General features: G+C 61.5%; 15 protein-coding genes and 1 riboswitch. Of the genes, 2 read left to right on the forward strand and 13 right to left on the reverse strand.

From position 1 onward, the window contains the following. Positions 1-18: 18 nt before the first annotated feature. The gene (locus AAZQ98_RS16365; RefSeq protein ID WP_434693760.1) at positions 19-1,509 is read left to right on the forward strand and encodes a gamma-aminobutyraldehyde dehydrogenase; all 1,491 of its coding nucleotides are present in this window, start codon (positions 19-21) and stop codon (positions 1,507-1,509) included. A 10-nt stretch (positions 1,510-1,519) separates the two neighbouring features. On the opposite strand, the gene AAZQ98_RS16370 is transcribed toward AAZQ98_RS16365, so the two are convergent. From AAZQ98_RS16370 to AAZQ98_RS16380, 3 genes are all read right to left on the reverse strand, one after another. Next, positions 1,520-2,638, reverse strand: coding sequence for a CDP-glycerol glycerophosphotransferase family protein (locus tag AAZQ98_RS16370; protein WP_402695788.1), 1,119 nt, complete (start codon positions 2,636-2,638; stop codon positions 1,520-1,522). Between the two features lie 19 nt (positions 2,639-2,657). Then, a complete protein-coding gene (locus AAZQ98_RS16375; protein WP_434693763.1) occupies positions 2,658-3,815 on the reverse strand; it encodes a metal ABC transporter solute-binding protein, Zn/Mn family in 1,158 nt (385 codons plus the stop codon). Positions 3,816-3,883: 68 nt separating this feature from the next. Beyond that, a complete protein-coding gene (locus AAZQ98_RS16380) occupies positions 3,884-5,137 on the reverse strand; it encodes a YibE/F family protein (protein WP_105657068.1) in 1,254 nt (417 codons plus the stop codon). A 259-nt stretch (positions 5,138-5,396) separates the two neighbouring features. Between AAZQ98_RS16380 and AAZQ98_RS16385 the strand changes: the two genes are divergently transcribed. Beyond that, the gene (locus AAZQ98_RS16385) at positions 5,397-6,464 is read left to right on the forward strand and encodes a lysostaphin resistance A-like protein (protein WP_434693766.1); all 1,068 of its coding nucleotides are present in this window, start codon (positions 5,397-5,399) and stop codon (positions 6,462-6,464) included. Positions 6,465-6,538: 74 nt separating this feature from the next. Here the strand turns inward: AAZQ98_RS16385 and AAZQ98_RS16390 are convergent, their stop codons facing one another. From AAZQ98_RS16390 to AAZQ98_RS16435, 10 genes are all read right to left on the reverse strand, one after another. Then, positions 6,539-7,669, reverse strand: coding sequence for a hypothetical protein (locus AAZQ98_RS16390; protein WP_434693769.1), 1,131 nt, complete (start codon positions 7,667-7,669; stop codon positions 6,539-6,541). 140 nt (positions 7,670-7,809) lie between these two features. Next, the gene (locus AAZQ98_RS16395; RefSeq protein ID WP_332485866.1) at positions 7,810-8,919 is read right to left on the reverse strand and encodes an NADH:flavin oxidoreductase/NADH oxidase; all 1,110 of its coding nucleotides are present in this window, start codon (positions 8,917-8,919) and stop codon (positions 7,810-7,812) included. Positions 8,920-8,977: 58 nt separating this feature from the next. After that, entirely contained in the window at positions 8,978-10,333 is a 1,356-nt protein-coding gene (mgtE, locus tag AAZQ98_RS16400; protein WP_434693771.1) for a magnesium transporter, read from the reverse strand. A gap of 416 nt (positions 10,334-10,749) precedes the next feature. After that, entirely contained in the window at positions 10,750-12,159 is a 1,410-nt protein-coding gene (locus AAZQ98_RS16405) for an L-serine ammonia-lyase (RefSeq protein ID WP_434693774.1), read from the reverse strand. A gap of 185 nt (positions 12,160-12,344) precedes the next feature. Further along, entirely contained in the window at positions 12,345-13,667 is a 1,323-nt protein-coding gene (glyA, locus tag AAZQ98_RS16410; protein WP_434693777.1) for a serine hydroxymethyltransferase, read from the reverse strand. Continuing rightward, a complete protein-coding gene (gene gcvH / locus AAZQ98_RS16415) occupies positions 13,667-14,047 on the reverse strand; it encodes a glycine cleavage system protein GcvH (RefSeq protein WP_434693780.1) in 381 nt (126 codons plus the stop codon). Before gcvH ends, glyA begins: the two co-directional genes overlap by 1 nt. Before the next feature lie 60 nt (positions 14,048-14,107). Further along, positions 14,108-15,235, reverse strand: a complete 1,128-nt coding sequence (gene gcvT, locus AAZQ98_RS16420) for a glycine cleavage system aminomethyltransferase GcvT (protein WP_365943140.1) — start codon at positions 15,233-15,235, stop codon at positions 14,108-14,110. Between the two features lie 13 nt (positions 15,236-15,248). After that, the gene (gcvP, locus tag AAZQ98_RS16425; RefSeq protein ID WP_434693782.1) at positions 15,249-18,095 is read right to left on the reverse strand and encodes an aminomethyl-transferring glycine dehydrogenase; all 2,847 of its coding nucleotides are present in this window, start codon (positions 18,093-18,095) and stop codon (positions 15,249-15,251) included. A 164-nt stretch (positions 18,096-18,259) separates the two neighbouring features. Continuing rightward, positions 18,260-18,357, reverse strand: a riboswitch (glycine riboswitch). Positions 18,358-18,459: 102 nt separating this feature from the next. After that, positions 18,460-19,248: an SGNH/GDSL hydrolase family protein gene (locus AAZQ98_RS16430; RefSeq protein ID WP_434693784.1), complete on the reverse strand. Its 789-nt coding sequence runs from the start codon at positions 19,246-19,248 to the stop codon at positions 18,460-18,462. Positions 19,249-19,283: 35 nt separating this feature from the next. After that, positions 19,284-20,456, reverse strand: coding sequence for a serine hydrolase domain-containing protein (locus AAZQ98_RS16435; protein WP_434693786.1), 1,173 nt, complete (start codon positions 20,454-20,456; stop codon positions 19,284-19,286). Positions 20,457-20,529 lie beyond the last annotated feature (73 nt).

The following is a 20,529-nucleotide window of genomic DNA, read 5'->3' on the forward strand; positions in this document are numbered from 1 at the left end:
CCCCCTAGGAGAATTCACATGGCCTACTACGATAGTTCCCTCGGACACCAGTTCATCAATGGCCAGCAGGTCCGCGGGCACGGCCCGGTGCTGGAACGCGCGAATCCAGCCACCGGAAAGAAGTTGCTGGACGTGGATACCGCGACCGGCGAGCAGGTTGACCAGGCGGTGCAGGCGGCCGCCGGCGCCTTCAAGACCTGGTCCCGGCTGACCCCGGGCGAACGGGCCGACCACCTGCTGGCATTCGCTCGCGAACTGGAAAAGCATGCCGATGAAATCGCCGCTTTGGAAACCGCGCAGACCGGCAAGAGCATCCGCATGTCGACCCAGTTCGATGTGCCCGGTTCCATCGACAACGTGAATTTCTTTGCTGGCGCTGCACGCAATTTGCAGGGATTGGCCGCCGGGGACTATGCGGGCAACACCACCTCGATGGTTCGCCGTGAAGCTATCGGCGTGATCGGTTCGATCAGCCCGTGGAACTACCCGCTGCAGATGGCTGCGTGGAAGGTCCTGCCAGCGATTGCCGCCGGCAATACGATTGTGCTCAAGCCCAGCGAACTGACCCCGGGCACCTCGGTGCTCTTTGCCCGGGCCGCCAAGGATGCCGGGTTGCCGGACGGCGTGATCAATATTGTCGTTGGCGACGGGCCCAGCGTTGGCTCGCCCCTGGTGCGCCACAAGCTGGTGAATATGACTTCGTTCACCGGCTCTACCGCCGTGGGCCTGAAGATCATGTCCATGGCGGCCGAGACCGGTACCCGGGTTCATCTTGAACTCGGCGGCAAGGCGCCGATGGTGGTCTTCGATGATGCCGATATCGAAGCTGCCGCACATGGTGCGGTGGCCGGCTCGACGATCAATTCCGGACAGGATTGCACCGCCGCCACCCGCGCGTACGTGCATTCCTCGGTCTTCGAGAAGTTCACCAGCAAGGTGGCCGAACTGATGGAGGCCATGGTGGTGGGAGATCCGACCGATCCCGATACCGACATGGGTTCGATGATCAGCGAGGCCCACCTGCAGAAGGTTTCCTCGATGGTTGAGCGTGCCAAGGATGCCGGAGCAACGGTGCTGGCCGGAGGCAAGCAGCTTCCGGGCGATGGCTGGTTCTACCGCCCTACCCTGGTGGTGGGAGCTGCCCAGGATTCAGAGATCGTGCAGCAGGAAGTCTTCGGCCCGGTCCTGGTGGCGTTGGCGTTCGATACCGATGACGAGGCCATCGAATTGGCCAACGACACCCCGTATGGCCTGGCGGCGAGCGCATGGACCAAGAACGTTGACCGTGCGATGCGTGCCAGCGCCGAAATCCAGGCCGGTTGCGTGTGGATCAACGAGCATATCCTGATCGTTTCCGACATGCCGCATGGAGGCTACAAGGCTTCGGGGATGGGCAAGGACATGAGCCAGTATTCCTTCGATGAGTACACCAATGTCAAACATGTGATGATCTCCCATGATCCCGCTGCCCATCGCGAATGGCAGGATACGGTCTTCAAGCAGCGCTAGGCCCAGAAGGCTAGAGGCTCGAAAGCAGCTGGCTCAGCTTCTTCGTAGCCACCCCGGGTTCTGTGGTGGCAAAGAAGTACTGTGCCAGCTGTTTTTGCGCCCCGGCAACCGAGGATGCGGCAAGATCCGCAACCCGCTGCGCCAGTCCGTTGGCGTTGCCCAGCCGCTGGTCCAATGGCAACCCTGAATGGAGCTTGCTTTGGGGGTCTCCCGCCAGCAGCAGCGGGATGTTGAGCGCTACCGCGTCATAGGCCATCGCCGAGGTGTCGCAGATGGCCACATCCGCCCACACCAAGGACTGTGCCGCGTCGCTGAGCGCATCCACGGTGGCAGCGTAGTTGCTTTTCAGGCTTACCACGGCCTTCTTTGCCTCTGCGGACACATCACCGGTCTTCGGATGAGGACGGAAACGTACTTCGAAACGCTCATCGTTGCTCAGCTGGGCCAGAATTCTCTCGCCCAAAGTAGCCACCGAGGAGTACGCCATGGCTTGCGAGTCGCCCTCCCAAGTCGGTGCGTAGAGAACCCGGATCTTCTCCGAAGGGCCGGGCAATTCCAGTTCATCGAGCTGCGGGCGTCCGATCTGCACCAGATGCGATGGGTCGAAACGGGAGATGTTCTCGGTGATGCGTTCTACCGCCGCAGCACCAGCCACGCAGGCGAAATCGTAGGCTTTGAGCTGGTTGGAGACCATGGAGGCCTTTTCGCTCTCACCGTGGTTCAGGTGGATATGCGCCGGTCCGTTGAAGCGCAGCATCGTGAAGTTCCGCTGGGCGTTGTTCACGTAGTTGATCGATTTGGTATTCCACTCGCGCAGCTTATTCTCGATCTGCTCCATGGAACGCGAGAACAATATCGGCAGGTTCGACTCTGCCAGCGCGTGTCGTGCGCTTAGTGCGTCCATGAGCACCACGCCGACGTTGAGCCCCTGGGCAGCCAGGCGCTCGAAGGTACCCAGCCAGACTCCGAGCTGGTAGAACTGCCCGGGCCCTTCGGCAAAGAAAAGCACATGGTCGGCTTGCTCGATTCCCCGGTCCGAGTGAGCGATCTCCGCTCGAACAGACCGCTCCGCAATGAGGGAGCGTGCTTTACCTGTCGCTTGCGTTATCTGGGAAGAGAACAATGCCATGCATTTAGTTTACGTAGGTTTAGCCGTTGATTGCGGAAGCCAAGTCGGAAATGTTGGATTCCATCCATTCGAGGTAGCTGGAATCATCCTGAATGGTTTCTGCGAAGTCGACTACAGGTACCTGTCCCCGCTCAGCGTTCTTCTTCAGCGCCTTGGTTTCGCTGCCTTCGGTCTGCACGTTGTAGGCAAGCATGTCAGCGTCGCCAGCAACGAGCTTGTCCTCAGCCTTCTTCATGGTCATCGGCGCAATGCCCTCGCCCTCTTCGATGGCTTCGCTCAGCCCTTCAGGGGTGGTGTTCTCCATGCCGGCAGCTTCCAGCAAGTGGAATGGAACCGGCTCGGTCATCATGAAGCTCTTGCCATCCAGCTTGGCAGTTTGGAGCTGGGCTTCGAGTTTCCCGATCCCTTCGTTGAAGGCTGCTGCGTTCTGCTTGTACCGATCCGCGTTGGCGGTATCGACCTTGGCGAAGGACTCGGCCAGCGCATCAGCGAGTTCACCCATGGAATCCAGGTCGTACCAGATGTGCTCGTTGTAGCCCGCGTGGTCGTGGCCCTCATGGCCGCCCTCTTCAGCGTGCTGCGCATGCTCCTCGGCGCTTTCGCCCTCATGGCCGCCCTCATCAGCGTGCTGCGCATGCTCCTCAGCGCTTTCGCCCTCATGGCCGCCCTCATCAGCGTGCTGCGCATGCTCCTCAGCGCTTTCGCCCTCATGGCCGCCCTCATCAGCGTGCTGCGCATGCTCCTCAGCGCTTTCGCCCTCATGCCCGGCCTCTTCGGATTCCGCAGCTACCGGCGAGGAGTCCACAGCGTGCATGAGCGTGATCTCTCCAGACTTGCCTTCCGGTAGCGAAGAAACGAGAGAGTCCATGAATTGGTCATATCCGCCACCATTGGCAAGGACCAGGTCCGCGCTGGATATCGCAAGCTTGTCGCGTGCGGTTGGCTCATAGGAGTGCGGATCCTGTGCGGCCGAAGTGATGATCTCGCTGACCTCCACGCTATCTCCACCAATGGCACGGGCGATCTGTCCGTAGACGTTCGTCGTGGCCACTACGCTGATCTCTGCAGATTCCGCGTCCTTCGATTCGCTTCCCGTGGCGCTACCGCATCCGGCAAGGATCAGTCCGGCAGCGGGCAGGGCGACGGCAGCTGCGAGCAGCGAGCGGTAGTTCTTCATGGTGGTCTCCATCTAAATCGGATCGCTATTGAGAACTATTCTACATTACATATGAGAATGGTTCGCACCTAGGAGTCGGAGGTTACACTCTGCAAAGCCCGCTTGCCGTGGGCACCACCGGTGCCGGTAGCTTTCACCACCATCACTGCAATGGCGGTGGTTACCGGGATCGCCAATACCAATCCGATGGAACCAATCAGGATTCGGATGACCTCTTCAGCCATGGCGCCGGAGCCGAGGGTGACCCCGAAACTCTGGTTGCTCAGCGCCGCAATGGCCAGCACCGGCAGGGCCGCACCGGCGTAGGCGAAGGCGATGGTGTATACGGTCGAAGCGATATGGTCCCGGCCGATGCGCATGCCGCGGAAGAACAGTTCCCTGGCCGAGGCCTTGGGCGTGCTCTCTGCCAGTTCCCAGACGGTTGCCGACTGGGTAATTGTCACGTCATTGAGCACACCCATGCCGCCAACCAGCACGCCGCAGATCAGCAAGCCGGGCAGGGAAATTTGCGGGGCCACCGTCGATAGGGTGATTGCCGATTCATCGTTGGCTCCAGTCAAAGCGGCCGCATCGGTCAACCAAAGCACCATCGCCGCGGTCACCGCCAGGCCAAAGAGCGTTCCCAGCAGCGCTGTGGATGTTTTCGCGTTCAGACCATGGGCGAAATACAACGCGACAAACATGATGGCGGTAGAACCGGTGAGTCCCACCAGGACCGGATTGCCGCCTTCAAGCAAGGCCGGAACCATGAAGATGATCATGAAGGCGATGCCACCGACCAAGCCGATCATCGCCCGCGTGCCGCGCCATCCGGCGACCAGCACCACGACCACGCCATAGGCGATGGCCAGCAGTGCCATGGGCAAAGTGCGCACGAAGTCAACGAATACGTACGGGCTGCCGCTGGTGGTGTCCACCGCGGAGAGATCAAGGTATCGAATGCTGTCGCCCGCGCGCGCATCACGTGATTGCAGCATTTCCGGTGGGATTTCCAATTGGATCTCCGCGCCTCCGGATTCGGGCATCACGTAGGTGACTTGGCATTCGAGAACCTTGCCACCAACTTCTTCCAACCCCTGGGAAGACGGGCAGTCCTGGACTGTGCTGCGCGTGACAGTGCCCACTTCCATCGTTGCGCCACCGGTAGTGTCCATGGCTCCGTTCAGGGCAAACTTGTCGTAGTTGCCTTGCGGCCACAACAAGATGACCATGACCAGGGCCAGGGCGCCGATAGGCGCAAGCAGCGCCCATAAGATGATCGAGGCACGCCGCCGGCGCCGGGGATCCTGCAAAATCGGTTCGTCATGGTGATGATGGCCCACGTGGTGCTGCTCCAAATCAAAGAAGGCGAATCGTTCTTTCCCAGTGTAAGAGCTAGCCCATTGGAGTTTGCCTTGGATGCCGACCGCGTTGCGAAGAGCTGGTCCTGGATATTCAAAAGGATGACCCGATAAATCCTCCGTAAGGTTCATACCTTCAAACACTGCGGAACGGGAGAATTGAGCCATGAGCTTGCCAATGAACCAGCCACCCTTGCCGCAAGGCGCCGAGGTTGAGATGAACTATTCGTTCCATCGCCTAATGAGACGCAGTGAGAACTACCGCTGGTGGAGGCCGCTGGCGTTCACCGGCATCGGCATTGGCTTCTACGGCGCGGCATTGCTCATCGCCATACTGGCGATGTTCATTGCACTGATCATGAACCCGCTGACGTGGGCTGCGGAGAATCCAGATGAGGCTCCCGATCAGTTCCTCATGGATCCAACCCTGAACATGGCCACGGCAACGGACTTCTCGATGACCATGGTCTCCCTGATCATCATGATCCCGGCGGTCTACCTCGCCTACTTGCTCATCGGACCCAAGCCTGTCGGCTTGCTGATATCGGTCGCCGGCAAATTGCGCTGGCGCTGGTTCGGCCTGGTGTTGGGTGCCAGCGCCATCTTGTTCGCAGTGTATTTCGGGCTGAGTTTCGGGTTGGGCGCCTTGGGCATTGGCGAGTCCGAACCCGTGCCGGCGAGCAGCCTGCCGGCCGATCCGCTGTTCTATGCCCTGCTGGTGATCCTCTTGACGCCCTTCCAGTGCGCAGCTGAAGAGCTTGTTTTCCGTGGCGCGTTCATGCAGGTCATCGGCAGCTGGCTGAAGCATCCACTGTTCGCCATCCTGCTTCCAGTTCCCTTCTTCACCATCGGCCATCTCTACGATGTCTGGGGGCTTCTCGATGTGGCGGCGTTCGCTATCGCGGCAGGCTATCTGACCTGGCGCACCGGTGGCCTTGAAGCAGCGATGGCGATGCACATCATCAACAACACCTTCTTGTTCCTGCTCGGTGCAATGGGCGTAGTTGATCTGAACGCCACGGAATCCAACCCGGTCTCGCTGGTCTTCTCGGTGTGCTTCATGGCCCTATTGACCTTCGTGCTGGTGAAGCTGGCAGACTGGCAAGGCATTGCGCGTACGGCAGGCCCGATTCCAGCAGCAGAGCGCCGTCCGATGCTGCAGCCTTGGCAGATGAACCAGCCACCGGTTCACCCTAGCCAGGCCTACTGGGCTCCTCCGGCCTACCAGCCTGGACAGCAGCAGAACTCCGATCACGGTTCAGATGTTTCCCCACCGGCTCCCCCGGCAGCCGGCCCGTCAGATCGCTAGGCACCAGATAGCTGGAACGCAAAAAACGATCCGCGCAGGATTTCCTGTGCGGATCGTTTCTTCTAATGAACTGTTCAGGATTTGGCCCAGCGCAGCAAGGCTGCGATTCCTGCACCGCCAGGAATCACCGAATCCGGTACATAGCGAATGCTGGCATCGGTCAGCGCAGTGGCCCGCAGGAGCACTTCTGGCGCCGGCCATTCCCCGACGACCAACTCTGCATGGTCATCTCCGTCCTGATGGGCAATCCATGGTTCGGCGCTCAAGGCGCGAAGGGTATGCTCGCTTTGGTACTGTCCAACCAGCACCATTTCGGCTTGCGCCGATTGGAGCGCAGTGACAACTTCATCGAGTCCGACAGCTAGCTGCGCTTTGCCGTTGCCGGACTGGGCAGCGATCTTCGATTCCAATTCAGCCAGGGACTTGGCTTTCACTTCCTCTACAAGCTTGGTGATTTGGGCATCGACTTGCTTGGTGTCCGCACCCCCAGTGCGCGTATGCGAGTCGATGACTTCTACATAGTCCTTGAGCGCCACGGGTACTGCCCCGAGTACTAGTTCACGGGCCTTGATGTCGCCCGAAAGAATGATCAGGCGGACGTAGTTCTCGTTGGACATTTCACTGATCAGCTCGGCAACTTCGTCAGCGTTTCGACGAGCCATCTCATCGGCGGCGGCCTGGGCCTTGGGCTGGTCGTATTCCCCGGGCACCTTGCGTGCATGGTGGATTTCCTCGGGCAACCCGACGATGCCGCGGTTGCCCAGGCGTTCAGGTGACGCCGTATTGTAGAGGTGCACCTCGCCGCCGTCCTTGCTGACTTCAGCTACGAGGTAGGAGAACGATCCGCCACGGGCGCGGGCCAGCGCCGTGAAATTCGGGAACGGACCCACATCAACCGATGAAGTTTGGACCTTGAGGCCTGGGATGATTTCGTTCAGGACGATTTCGCCGTCATGAACAGCGACGAACCGTGCTACTGGTGCTCGCAGTCCCTGGGCTGGCTCCAGTGCGCCGATCAGTGCTTGGACATCGCTGGGCTGCGCCTGCTGGCTCTTGAGCAGCTTGGCTACCTCGTCCGGAAGCCGGTCTGCTGCTTCTTGGGCGGCAGTGGTTCCCAACGATGCATCCACGAGAGCTGTGCTCCACGAGCCGTTTCTCCGATAGAGCGAAGCGTCGATTCCATTAGAATCCGCGCGTAGTGCCATGCTGACTCCCTTCCGCACGCGACCCTTGGCCGCGGTGCGACTAGATCCGTGGCACTAACCTAACATCACTATTCAGTGGCTGGAAGAGGTAACCAGAAACTATGTCGTTGTTTGGATGAAATCAGCATGGCAACTTGCGTTTACCAGCGGCCGCGCCAGTATTGGGCGGGGAATGCCATCGGTGCACCCAATTCCTGCGCCGAACGGTTAGCCCACTGCGGATCGCCCAGTGCAGCGCGCCCAACGCAGACGCCGTCCGCTTGCCCGGTCACGACGATCTGCTCTGCCTGCATCGGCTCGGTGATGACGCCGACCGCGGTAACGAAGGCATCCTGGGGCAGCGCTTCCTTCACTGCCTGAGCCAACGGCACTTGGTAGCCGGGACCAGACGGTCCGTTGAACTTGCCAATTCCTGCACTGGAGAGGTCGAAGTGGCGCACACCGTAGCCGTAGAGTTCCTTGGCGATCCGAACGGTGTCAGCAATGCTCCATCCATCGTCCACCCAGTCCTCTCCGGAGAAGCGAATGCCCAGGGCCTTGTTTTCCGGCCACACGGCAGCCACTGCCTCGATGACTTCACGCAGGTATCGAGTGCGGTTCTCGAAACTGCCGCCGTATTCGTCGGTGCGCTTATTGGTCAGCGGCGACAGGAATTGGTGCACCAGGTAGCCGTGCGCCGCATGGATCTGGATCAGGTCGAATCCGGCCGCGTCGGCACGCTTGGCCGCATCAGCCCAGTCCTGCACCGATGCCTGGATCTGTTCGACGCTCATCGCGGTAGCTGGCTTCAGCCCGTAGAGCTCGCTGGGCGAGGAAGTGAAGGTTTCCCAGCCGCCATCGTCCGCGCTGATGCTGCCGGATTTTCCAGCGTCTTCAAGATCCTTGAGCCAGCCATAGGTCGATGCCTTGGCTCCGGCGTGCGCCAGCTGCACGCCGGCGGCTGCCCCATGGGAGCGGATGTATTGGGCAATCGGTTTCCAGGCTTCGGCCTGCTCGTCATTCCACAGGCCGGTATCGCGATCCGAGATCCTGCCTTCAGCTGCCACCGCAGTTGCTTCGGCGATCACCAAGGAGTATCCGCCATGGGCCATGGAACCCAGATGAGCCAAGTGCCAGGTCGTTGGAACGCCGTCGCGTTTTTCCACGGAATACTGGCACATCGGCGGAAGCACGACGCGGTTGCGAAGCTTCAGGCCTTCTCCGCTTCTGGCCGGGACGGTAAATTCAGTAAAGAGCTTGCTATGAGGCATACCTGTTACGACGCTGGGGTGCGCGAATTTATTCCGCGCACCCCAGTGCAGCTGCAGGCTATCCAAGAATCAGCACGGCCACCGACAGGTAGACGATCAGCCCGGCGGCATCCACGAAGGTTGAAATGAAGGGGTTGGAAAATACCGCAGGATCAACCTTGAAGAATTTACCGATGATCGGCATCACCCCGCCGACAGCGGCAGCAATGCTGCACAGCGCCACCAAGCTGATGCCTATCACCAATCCGATGCGCAGTTCGAAAATGCTCCCGGCCACCACCAGCGCTATGGCGCCCAGGCACAGTCCCAGGACCGCTCCGATTCGCACCTCGCGAATCAGCACCCGCCAGAAGTCGCTTCCCCGCACATCCCCCATGGCCAGCGCACGGGTGACAGTGGTCGCCGCCTGGTTGCCGGTGTTCCCGCCAATGCCCACGATCAAGGGGATGAACAAGCTGAGCACCACCATCGACTCCAGTGTCTGCTCGAAACTGGACAGCACCTTGACCGTCAAGGTGGCGCCGATAGCCAGGACCAGCAGCCAGATGACGCGCGCCTTGACCAGGTGGCGCAATGGCGTCCCCAGGTAAGGGCGGAAGAGCGGATCCGTTCCGGAGCCGTACGCGGAGCGGCGCTCTTCGGCATCCTCGAGGATCCCGATCGCCATGGGCAAGGTCAGCACTCCCAGCAGGCGATCTTCCCGATCAAGCACCGGGAGCATCCCTGCCTTCCGATCCACCACCACCCGTGCCGCGCTCGTCTCCGGCTCGCAGGCTTGGACGACCGGGCTCTGGGTGCACAGTTCTCCGATCGTTGTCCCGTCCGGCTCGGTGAGCAGCTCGCTGAGCTTGATGGTGCCAAGCAGCCGGCGTTCATCATCGATCACCAGGATATGCTGCGCGTTCTCGCAGTTCCCGAGGCGTGCGCTGATGCGTTCCAGGGTTTCGGCCACAGACAGCTGCGGGTGGGTGGCGATGAAATCCGGGGACATCGCCCTGCCGGCGCTTGATTCCGGATAGCCCAGCAGGATTCCGGTTTCCTGGCGCTTGGCCTTCGGCAGCCCTGACAGCAGTTTCGTGGCCACCATCGCTGGCAGTTCATCGAGCAGCGCTACCCGTCCCGCGGCGGGGAGCTGGGCGAAGGCATCGATGACGGTCTGCGACTGCAGCGCCCGCACCAGGTCGGCTTGCACCGGGGCGTCGAGTTCCTGGAAGACCAGTACGGCGGCCTGCTTGTCCAGCAGCCGGTAGGCCAGGGCAGCCTCGGTGGCATCCAGTGCTTCGAGGTGCTCAATGGTCTCGTCGATGTGCAGACCGCCCAGCAGCCCTGCCGCGAGCTGGAATTCTGCGTGATTGAGATGGGAGCGCAAGGCTCGCGAAATAGTAGAGAAGTCTACCTTTTCTGGAGAAAACATGATTTTGGTCCAAATGGTTCATTTGGCGCGTGAATACAAGCCTGCCAGCAACTTCTCACCGCTCGATCACCCCATGAATACAGGGAGATAAATCAGTCAGTATTTGCGTGCAGGACCAGGCGCCGGTGACATGTACAAGAGTCACGAACTCGTTGGGATCCCATGGCAGGATGCTGCCAGATTCGGCTGATTCGGCTACGAGCGTCCGGGTGAGTTCGTGTGCATAGATCGACTAGAACTGTCTTCCACGACACTCACCTCCTCGAAACTGGTTTGCGCTAGCGCGCATCAGGCCTAGTTCCAGTTCTATCAGCTATGGCTGGGAATTGCCGGACTTGGGGGCCAAGATCACATTTAAAAAGTTCGGGAGGCCTGCAGTGCAGGCCTCCCGAACTGGGTCATGCGTTACTGGGAAATCAGCATTCCACCACGTTGACGGCCAGGCCGCCCATCGCAGTTTCCTTGTACTTGTCGCTCATGTCCTTGCCGGTTTCGCGCATGGTGATAATGACTTCATCCAAGGTGACGTGGTGTTCGCCGTCGCCCATCAGCGCCATCTTCGCCGCGTTCACTGCCTTGGAAGCAGCGATGGCGTTGCGTTCGATGCAAGGGATCTGGACCAGTCCGCCGATCGGGTCGCAGGTCAGGCCAAGGTTGTGTTCCATGGCGATTTCCGCTGCGTTCTCTACCTGCGCTGGGGTGCCGCCAAGAATTTCGGCCAGGCCGCCAGCAGCCATCGATGATGCCGAACCGACTTCGCCCTGGCAGCCGACCTCGGCGCCGGAGATCGATGCCTGTTCCTTGTAAAGCACGCCCACGGCACCAGCGGTGAGCAGGAAGCGTACGACAGCGTCGTGCTTTTCCTCCTCATTCCAGTACTTTGCCCCCGGCGCGTAGTGGGTGGCGTAGAACAGCACGGCCGGGATGATGCCCGCTGCGCCGTTGGTTGGAGCGGTGACCACGCGTCCGCCGGAGGCGTTCTCCTCATTGACGGCCAGCGCAACGAGGTTGATCCATTCCTGCCAGTAGACCGGATCCCGGTCCTTGTCTTCCTTGCGCAGGCGTTCATGCCATTCCGGCGCACGGCGGCGAACTTTCAGGCCGCCTGGCAGCACGCCTGTGCGTTCCAGCGCGGAATCCTTGCAGTCTTCCATCACTTCGTAGATGTGGACCAGGTCGTTGCGGATCTCGTCGCGGGACCGGTAGGCCATTTCGTTGGCCATCATGATGTCGGCAATGGACAGGCCGGTTTCCTTCACATGTTCCAGCAGCTTGGCTGCCGTGGTGAAGGGATAAGGCTGCTTGTTCAGCTTCTCTTCGAGGTTCTTCTCGATGCGGTCTTCGGCGCCTTCGCGCACGATGAAGCCGCCGCCTACGGAGAAGAAGGTCTCGTTGGCGATTTCGTTGCCGTCAGCGTCGAGGGCAATGAACTTCACGCCGTTGGTGTGGCGCGGCAGTACGGTTAGCGGATGCTGGATCATGTCTTCGACCTTGTAGTTCAGGTCCTTGCGCTGATCCAGCTGTTCGGCCAGGTGGAGGATTCCAGTGGCTTCCATGTCCGCCAGGCGGTCATCGACCTGTGATGGCAGCACGGTTTCAGGTTCGAAGCCTTCAAGCCCCAGCATGATGGCAGTGAAGGTGCCGTGGCCGCGTCCGGTAGCGGCCAGGGATCCGTAGACATCAACACGGATATTTTCCAGTGCGTCCAGTTGGCCTTCTCGGATTACTTGGGCAATGAATGCGTGTGCTGCACGCATTGGTCCCACGGTATGGCTGGAAGAAGGTCCGATGCCAACCGAGAAAAGATCGAATACGCTAACCGCCATAGCGGGTCACATCCTTAGAACTTGGGTAATCCGAGAGCTTCTGCCCCGGATCTGTGGAGTGTGGTTCCAGAGGCTTGCGGCCACCGCACGTACCGTGCAGCGCCTGGGCCTCTGGATATTGAAAGACCGCGGGCCCGAAAAGCGAGTATTTCCACCTTCCGGGCCCACATCCTAATCAGATGATGCTACTCGGAAACCTTAGCCAGTTCCGGGTACAGCGGGTGGGCCGCGGCAAGCTGCAGAACACGATCCTTCAGCTCCGGCAACACCGCCGTATTACCCTCAGCACCAGCAATCAACGCCTGCGCAATGATCTCAGCAACCTCAGCGAACGCAGCCTCCGAGAAACCACGGGTAGCCAACGCCGGGGTACCAATACGCAACCCCGAAGTCACCATCGGCGGACGAGGATCAAACGGCACCGAATTGCGGTTCACCGTGATCTCCACCTGCGCCAAAAGATCCTCACCCTGCTGCCCATCCAACTCGCTATTACGCAAGTCAACGAGCACCATGTGAACATCAGTGCCACCAGTCAAAACGCTGATGCCCTTGGCAACAACATCTTCCTGGGTCAAACGCTCAGCCAAAATACGCGCACCAGCCAAGGTCCGCTCCTGGCGCTCCCTGAACTCCGGCGACGCAGCAATCTTGAAAGCGACCGCCTTGCCAGCGATCACGTGCTCCAACGGACCACCCTGCTGGCCAGGGAACACCGCCGAGTTCAGCTTCTTCGCGATCTCCGCATCATTCGAGAGAATAATGCCGCCACGAGGACCAGCAAGGGTCTTATGCGTCGTGGAAGTCACCACGTGAGCGTGCGGGACCGGCGAAGGATGCAGGCCGGTTGCCACCAGGCCAGCGAAGTGCGCCATATCCACGAACAGGTACGCGCCGACCTTGTCCGCGATCTCGCGGAAGCGCTGGAAGTCCAGCTGGCGCGGGTACGCCGACCAGCCAGCAACAATCATCTTCGGCTGGTTCTCAATGGCAAGGCGCTCCACCTCGTCCATGTCCACTTCATAGGTTTCCTCGTCCACACCGTAAGGAACGATGTTGAACAAGCGGCCCGAGAAGTTCAGCTTCATGCCGTGGGTCAGGTGGCCGCCGTGGTTCAGGTTCAGGCCCAGCACGGTATCGCCCGGGCGCACCAGCGCGTGGTACACCGACGCGTTGGCCTGCGCGCCGGAATGCGGCTGCACGTTGGCGAACTTCGCGCCGAACAGGTCCTTGAGGCGCTCGATCGCCAGCGTCTCGATGACATCAACTTCCTCGCAACCGCCGTAGTAGCGGCGGCCCGGGTAGCCCTCGGCATACTTGTTGGTCAGTACCGACCCCTGCGCCTGCATGATTGCCTGCGCGGTGTGGTTCTCCGACGCGATCATTTCCAGGCCGCGCTGCTGGCGAGCCAGCTCAGCGTCAATACGCTGCGCGACCTCCGGATCCAGCGAAGCCAGCGACTGGGTCAACGTTGCAGCGGCAACGGATTCAAAAGTCTGGTTGCTCATTACTCGACGTTTCCACCGTTCGCGCTTGCGTAGTCAGCTGCCGAAAGCAGCGGACCCTCTTCGGCGACCTCAACGGTGAACAGCCAGCCGGCACCGTATGGGTCTTCGTTCAGGATGCCTGGGTTGTCCACTGCCTCGTCGTTGATGGCAACGATGGTGCCGGTCACTGGCGAGTACAGGTCGGAAACCGACTTGGTGGACTCGACTTCGCCACAGGTCTCGCCTGCGGTAACGGAGTCGCCGACCTCTGGCAGGTCAACGTAGACCACGTCGCCCAGGGCGTCGGCGGCAACCTGGGTGATGCCGATCTTTGCTGGGGACGATGCATCGATCCACTCGTGTTCGGCCGAGTAGCGCAATGTCGAAAGAACTTTACTCACGGTATTTCCTCTCCCAAGGGAATTAGCGGGCGATTTGCTTAGCCCTACTGATGTTTAACGTTACTTGGCTCGGGTGTAGAACGGCAGTTCGACTACGACAAAAGGCAAAGTCTTACCACGCAGGTCTACCTCCAGCTCGGTTCCCACTGCACCGAATTCGGCGTCGACATAACCAAGTGCAACCGGGTAGCCCAGGGTTGGCGAAGGCTGGCCGGAGGTGATTTCACCGATGGTTGCGCCGTCCTTGACGATGGCGTAGCCGCCGCGGCCGGCACGCTTGCCCAGGCCCTTGAGGCCGACGAGCTTGCGTGGCGGGGTCGCACCGCGCAGCGCTTCCAGGGCTTCGCGGCCCACGAAGTCCTCTTCCTTCTTGAAGGAGACCACCGGGCCGAATCCGGCATCGAACGGGGTGCGTTCCAGGGACAGCTCGTTGCCGTACAGCGGCATGCCGGCTTCAAGGCGCAGCGAGTCGCGGGCGGCCAGGCCGCAAGGAACCAGCTCGTGGTCCTTGCCGGCTTCAACGCTCTTTTCCCAGAGGGCTGCCGCATCCTCGTTTTCGATGATCAGCTCGAAGCCGTCTTCGCCGGTGTAGCCGGTGCGGGCCAGCAGCACGTCGATGCCGCCAAGCACCACCTTCACCGCAGCGTAGTACTTCAGCTCGGTGACAGCCTGGGCGGTTGCCTCGTCGGCGGCCAGCTTGCGCACAATTGCCTCGGCGTTCGGTCCCTGGACGGCGATCAGCGACTGGCGGCCCGAAGCGTCGTCCACGACGACGTCGAAGCCGGCGGCGCGGGCAGCCAGTTCGGCGGCAACCACCGGGGCGTTGCCGGCGTTGGGCACGACGAGGAACTTCTCCTCTTCCAGGCGGTAGACGATCAGGTCGTCGATGATCTTGCCCTCGGCGTCAAGGATCAGCGAGTACTTCGCCTTGCCGACCTTCATGATGCCCAGGTTCCCTGCCAGGGCGGTGTTCAGCGCCTTGCCGGCTTCCGGGCCGGAGAGGTAGACCTCGCCCATGTGGGACAGGTCGAACAGGCCAGCGGTGGAGCGCACGGCCTTGTGCTCTGCCAGTTCCGATCCGTACTTCAACGGCATGTCCCAGCCACCGAAGTCGGTGAAGTTGGCGCCGAGAGCTTCGTGCTGCGCGTGCAGCGCGGTGTGCTTGAGTGCTTGGGTAGTCTCAGTCATCTCTAACTCTTCCTTAGTCTTCGAAGGCTTCGGGAGCCGGGCAGGAGCAGATCAGGTTGCGGTCGCCACCGGCGCCGTCGATGCGGCCCACGGTTGGGAAGTACTTGTCGAACTTCAGCGCCGGGACCGGGAAGGCCGCCTGCTCGACCGAGTACTTGCGGTCCCACTTGCTGTTGACCACGGCGGAGACCGTGTGCGGAGCGTTGCGCAATGGGGATTCCTCGATGCTGTAGGCACCGGAGAGGACCTCGTCCATTTCCTGGCGGATGGTGATCATCGCTTCAATGAAGCGCTCGATCTCGGCCAGGTCCTCGGATTCGGTGGGCTCCACCATCAGGGTGCCTGCCACAGGGAAGGACAGGGTCGGAGCGTGGAAACCGAAGTCGATCAGGCGCTTGGCCACGTCCTCGGCGGTGACCCCGGTCTTGGCGGTCAGTTCGCGCAGGTCCAGGATGCACTCGTGGGCAACCAGGTCCTTGTTGCCGGTGAACAGTACCGGGAAGTGCTCGTTCAGGCGCTTGGCAATGTAGTTCGCGTTCAGGATCGCGTGCTTGGTGGCTTCGGTCAAGCCGTCCCCGCCCATCATCGCGATGTAGGCCCAGGAGATCGGCAGCACGCCGGCCGAGCCGAAAGCGGTCGCCACCACCGGCACGCCATCACGCTCGGAGTAGGTGCCCGAAGCATCGCTTGGCAGGAATGGCAGCAGGTGCTCGCCAACGCCGATTGGGCCTACGCCCGGGCCGCCACCGCCGTGCGGGATGCAGAAGGTCTTGTGCAGGTTCAGGTGCGACACGTCGCCGCCGAACTTGCCTGGCTGGGCCAAGCCAACCATGGCGTTCATGTTCGCGCCATCGATGTACACCTGGCCGCCGGCGGCGTGGACCTTGTCGCAGACCTCGCGCACGTCCGCGTCGTAGACGCCGTGGGTGGATGGGTAGGTGATCATGATGGCTGCAAGGACGTCCTTGTTGGCCTCGATCTTGGCATCCAGGTCATTCGCGTCGATGGTGCCATCGGCTGCGGTCTTCACGACCACCACGCGCATCCCGGCCAGCACTGCCGACGCGGCATTGGTGCCGTGGGCCGAGGCCGGAATCAGGCACAGATCGCGCTGGCCTTCGCCGCGCGAACGGTGGTAGTCCGAGATCGCCAGCAGGCCCGCGTACTCGCCCTGCGAGCCGGCGTTGGGCTGGATCGAAACGCCAGCGTAGCCGGTGATTGCGGTCAGGCGCCCTTCCAGGTCGGTGATCAGCTCGCGCCAGCCCTCGGTCTGCGCTGCAGGCGCGTAGGGGTGGATCGAGGCGAATTCCGGCCAGGTGATGGATTCCATCTCGGCGGCCGAGTTCAGCTTCATGGTGCACGAACCCAGCGGGATCATGGTGCGGTCCAGGGCCAGGTCGCGGTCCGAGAGCCGGCGCAGGTAGCGCATCATCTGGGTTTCGGAGGAGATGGTGTTGAAGATCGGGTGGGTCATGAAGTCGCTGGTGCGCACCTGCCCGGCCGGGATCTCGAAGCCTTCCGGAGCCGAGAGCTCTGCGCCGAAGACCTCAAGCAGGGTCTTGACGACGCCCGAGGTGGTGGCCTCGTCGGTGGAGATGCCCACCTGGGTCTCGCCCACCTTGCGCAGGTTGATGCCTGCTTCGATGGCCTTGGCAATGATGGCATCGGCGTTCTCGACGTTCACCACAACGGTGTCGAAGAAGGAGTCCGAAGCCAGGGTGTAGCCGCCGGAAACCAGCGAGCTGGCGATGACCCGGGCGTGGTTGTTGGCGCGCGAGGCGATCTGCTTCAGGCCGGCTGGGCCGTGGTAGACCGCGTACATCGAAGCGCAGATGGCCAGCAGGGCCTGTGCGGTGCAGATGTTGGAGGTGGCCTTTTCGCGGCGGATGTGCTGCTCGCGGGTCTGCAGGGCCAAGCGGTAGGCAGGGACTCCGGCGTCATCGGCCGAAACGCCCACCAGGCGTCCTGGCATGGAACGGGTCAGGCCATCGGCCACGGCCATGTAGGCAGCGTGCGGTCCGCCGAAGAACAGCGGCACGCCGAATCGCTGGGTGTTGCCCACGGCGATATCGGCACCCTGCTCGCCCGGAGGGGTGATCATGGTCAGGGCCAGCAGGTCGGCAATCACGGTAACCATGGCGCCGGCTTCCTTGGCGGCGGCGATGATCGAAGCGTGGTCCGCGATCGAGCCGTCGTTGCCTGGCTGCTGCAGGACAATGCCGGAGATCTCGCCCTCTGGCAAGCCTGCGGAAAGGTAGGCAATCTCGACTTCGAAGCCCAGTGCGTCAGCGCGGCCCTGCACGACCTTGAGGGTCTGCGGGAAGATGTTGGAGTCCAGCACGGTCTTGCCCTTGGACTTCTTCTTGTTGGCGCGGCGCATCATCAGCACGGCTTCGGCTGCAGCGGAGGATTCGTCCAGCAGCGACGCGTTGGCGATGGGCAGGCCGGTCAGGTCCATGACCATGGTCTGGAAGTTCAGCAGGGCTTCGAGGCGGCCCTGGGAGATTTCCGGCTGGTACGGGGTGTAAGCGGTGTACCAGGCTGGGTTTTCCACGATGTTGCGGCGGATCACAGCTGGGGTGATGGTGTCGTAGAAGCCCTGGCCGATCATCTGGGTCTTCATGACGTTCTTCGAGGCAAGCGCACGCAGGTGGGCTAGGGCTTCGGTTTCGCTCAGGGCATCAGGGATATCCAGTGCGGAGTCCTGGCGGATGTCTGCCGGAACGGCGGTGTCGATCAGTTCTTCCAGGCTGTCGTAGCCCAGGGTCTGAAGCATGGTGGTGACGTCGGAAGGACGTGGGCCGATATGGCGTGAAACGAATTCAGTATTCGCTCGTGCCGAAGTCTGCGTGATGGTCATGGTGCTGGTATCTCCATGGGATCTGTCTTGGCGCATGCCAAAGGAAGGTCTTTTTACCTCCCCATCCCTGTTGCATAACCTGAGAGTTTTACGCATCCAGCAAACCAAGCCGGGCACTTGCACCTTCGGTGAACCGGAACGGGCCGGTTTCTTTCCAGAGTTGCCTCATGATGGCGGTACGGGTGCCTGAGAGTTTCCTGGGGAGGAATTGCTCCTACGGCGCCCGTCCATGGTGTGAACGGGACTCTCCCGCCATCCGTCTATGGCGCGCGCTGCCGGCCGGAGACCTGCAGCACACCACCATGTTACCTGCCCCGCCCCCAAGGTCAAACAGGAGCGGGGTCCGGAAAAGTCATAAATGCGTTCAGTTGGCGTCGGCAGTTAAACGGATGTAATCAGGATATTTCGCTGACAAGGAATCACCCGACGAGGTGCCGGTGATCCGGCGCTTGACCCACGGAGCCAAATGCTCTCTGGCCCAGCCCAATTCCAGCTTCAGCTTTTCGCCGCGCGAGTTCACGGCCACTTCCGGCAGGGACGGCTGCTGGATCCTGGAGGACCAGTTTCCCTCGGTGATCCGATGGGTGCCGAGCACGTCAAGGACCTTCGAGGCCATCAGCGTGTGGCCCAGCTCGTTCATGTGCAGCCGATCCACCGCCCAGTAGCGCAGATCGGAGAATTCTCGCCACCGCCAGTAATCGGCGATCACCGCACCGTACTCGTCCGCGATTTCGCGAACCTTCTCGTTGTAAATGGCCGTGCGCGGACGGGTCTTGGAGAACAACGGTGATTCCACGGTGTCGAAACCGGTGAACAGCACGACCGCGCTTCCGGCTTCGGCAAAGCGGCGCACCATGCCTTCATAGCCGCGCATCAGCGCATCCAGGTCGGCCTTCGGACGCAGAATGTCATTGCCGCCGGCATAGATGGTGACCAGGTCCGGGGCCAGTGCGAGCGCCTGGTCCAGCTGCTGGTTGATCACCTGACCGATCTTCTTGCCGCGCACCGCCAGGTTGGCGTATTCCCATTCGCCTTCGGCGCAGAGCACTTCCGAAACCCGGTCCGCCCAGCCGCGGACCTGGTTGGGCCGGGTCGGATCCACATCGCCAACGCCTTCGGTGAACGAGTCACCTAGTGCCACAAACTTCTTCACTTCGCTCCTGCTTCGTTCCATTCCCGATGGGTTTACTACGCGTTGCTGCCGGCAGCCTGGGCCGACATGTTCTTCTGCATGATCAGCTGGCGGGCCAGCTGGCTGAGCTTGACCCCGGTGGAGATCTCCTTGACGCCTTCATTGCGCGAGGGGATGAAACCGAAGCCCAGCTGGTGGGCTGGATCGGCGAAGGCCAGCGAGGAATTCGCACCGTCATGGCCGTAGGCGAAAATCGATCCATAGTTGTTGCGCGCGGTGGCCTTCATGAACCCCAGGGCGAAGGCCTGCAGCAGCCCGTTGGTCCGGTCATGGCCGTAGACCAGCTCGGTGGAAACCTGGGACCAGGTGTCGGCGGTGAGGAATCCGCGGGTGGCGCCCAGTGCCGGCACTGCACCGAATGAGGCGGCATAGATTGCGGCGAGGCCTTGGGCATTGGCGACCGCGCCCATGGATGCGGGGCCCAGTTCGCGCACCTGCGGCGCGTTGGCCAGTTCGTGCCAGTTGTAGACCGGGCCGTTTTCCAGCGCGAAACCGGAGGCCGAGTTCACCGAAAGCCCGGCCGGGGAGAACGGATCGAAGAATTCCGGTGCGGCGTCAGCGCCCGGCAATACATCGCGGTAGCGCGATTCCAGCGCGGGGTCCTGGCCGATGTATGCTTCGGCTCCCAGCGGCTTGCGGATGCGCTCCTCGAAGACTTCTTTCAGTTCCTTGCCGGTGACCCGGCGTACCAGTTCTTCCATGAGCACGCCCATGGTGATCGCGTGGTAGCCGACAATGTTCTGGCCCAGCGGCCAGACGCTTGGCATGGAAGCGAGCACCTTGGCGTATTCGGCGGAGTTCAGGAGGATCTCGCTGGGCACGCCCCCGGGCACGCCGAGCACTCCCGCTTGGTGGCTGAGCACCTCGCCGACGGTGAGCTGGGTTTTCCCGTTGTCCCCGAATTCCGGCCAGTAGGTGGCCATTGGCGCGTTCGGATCAATCAGCCCATCTTGCACGAGCAGTGCCACGACCAGCGCACCCAGGCCCTTGGTGCAGGAGAAGACGCAGGTCAGCGCGTCACCAGAGAGGTGCTCGCCAACGCTGTGGCTGAGCACCAATTCGCCGCGGTGGTACACGGCCAGCTGCGCCGAATAGCCTTCTTCCTCAGCGGCTCGCGCCTCTAGTGCTTCCGCCAGGGGCGCGAACTCTTCAGTGATCACCGATTGCATCTAAATCCTTCAAAGTGCTTGTCTCTCATCAACTAACCCTAACCGCTTCGATCCCATGGCCCGGTAGTTCCAC

This window comes from Glutamicibacter sp. Je.9.36, assembly GCF_051129975.1.
GTDB lineage: Bacteria > Actinomycetota > Actinomycetes > Actinomycetales > Micrococcaceae > Glutamicibacter.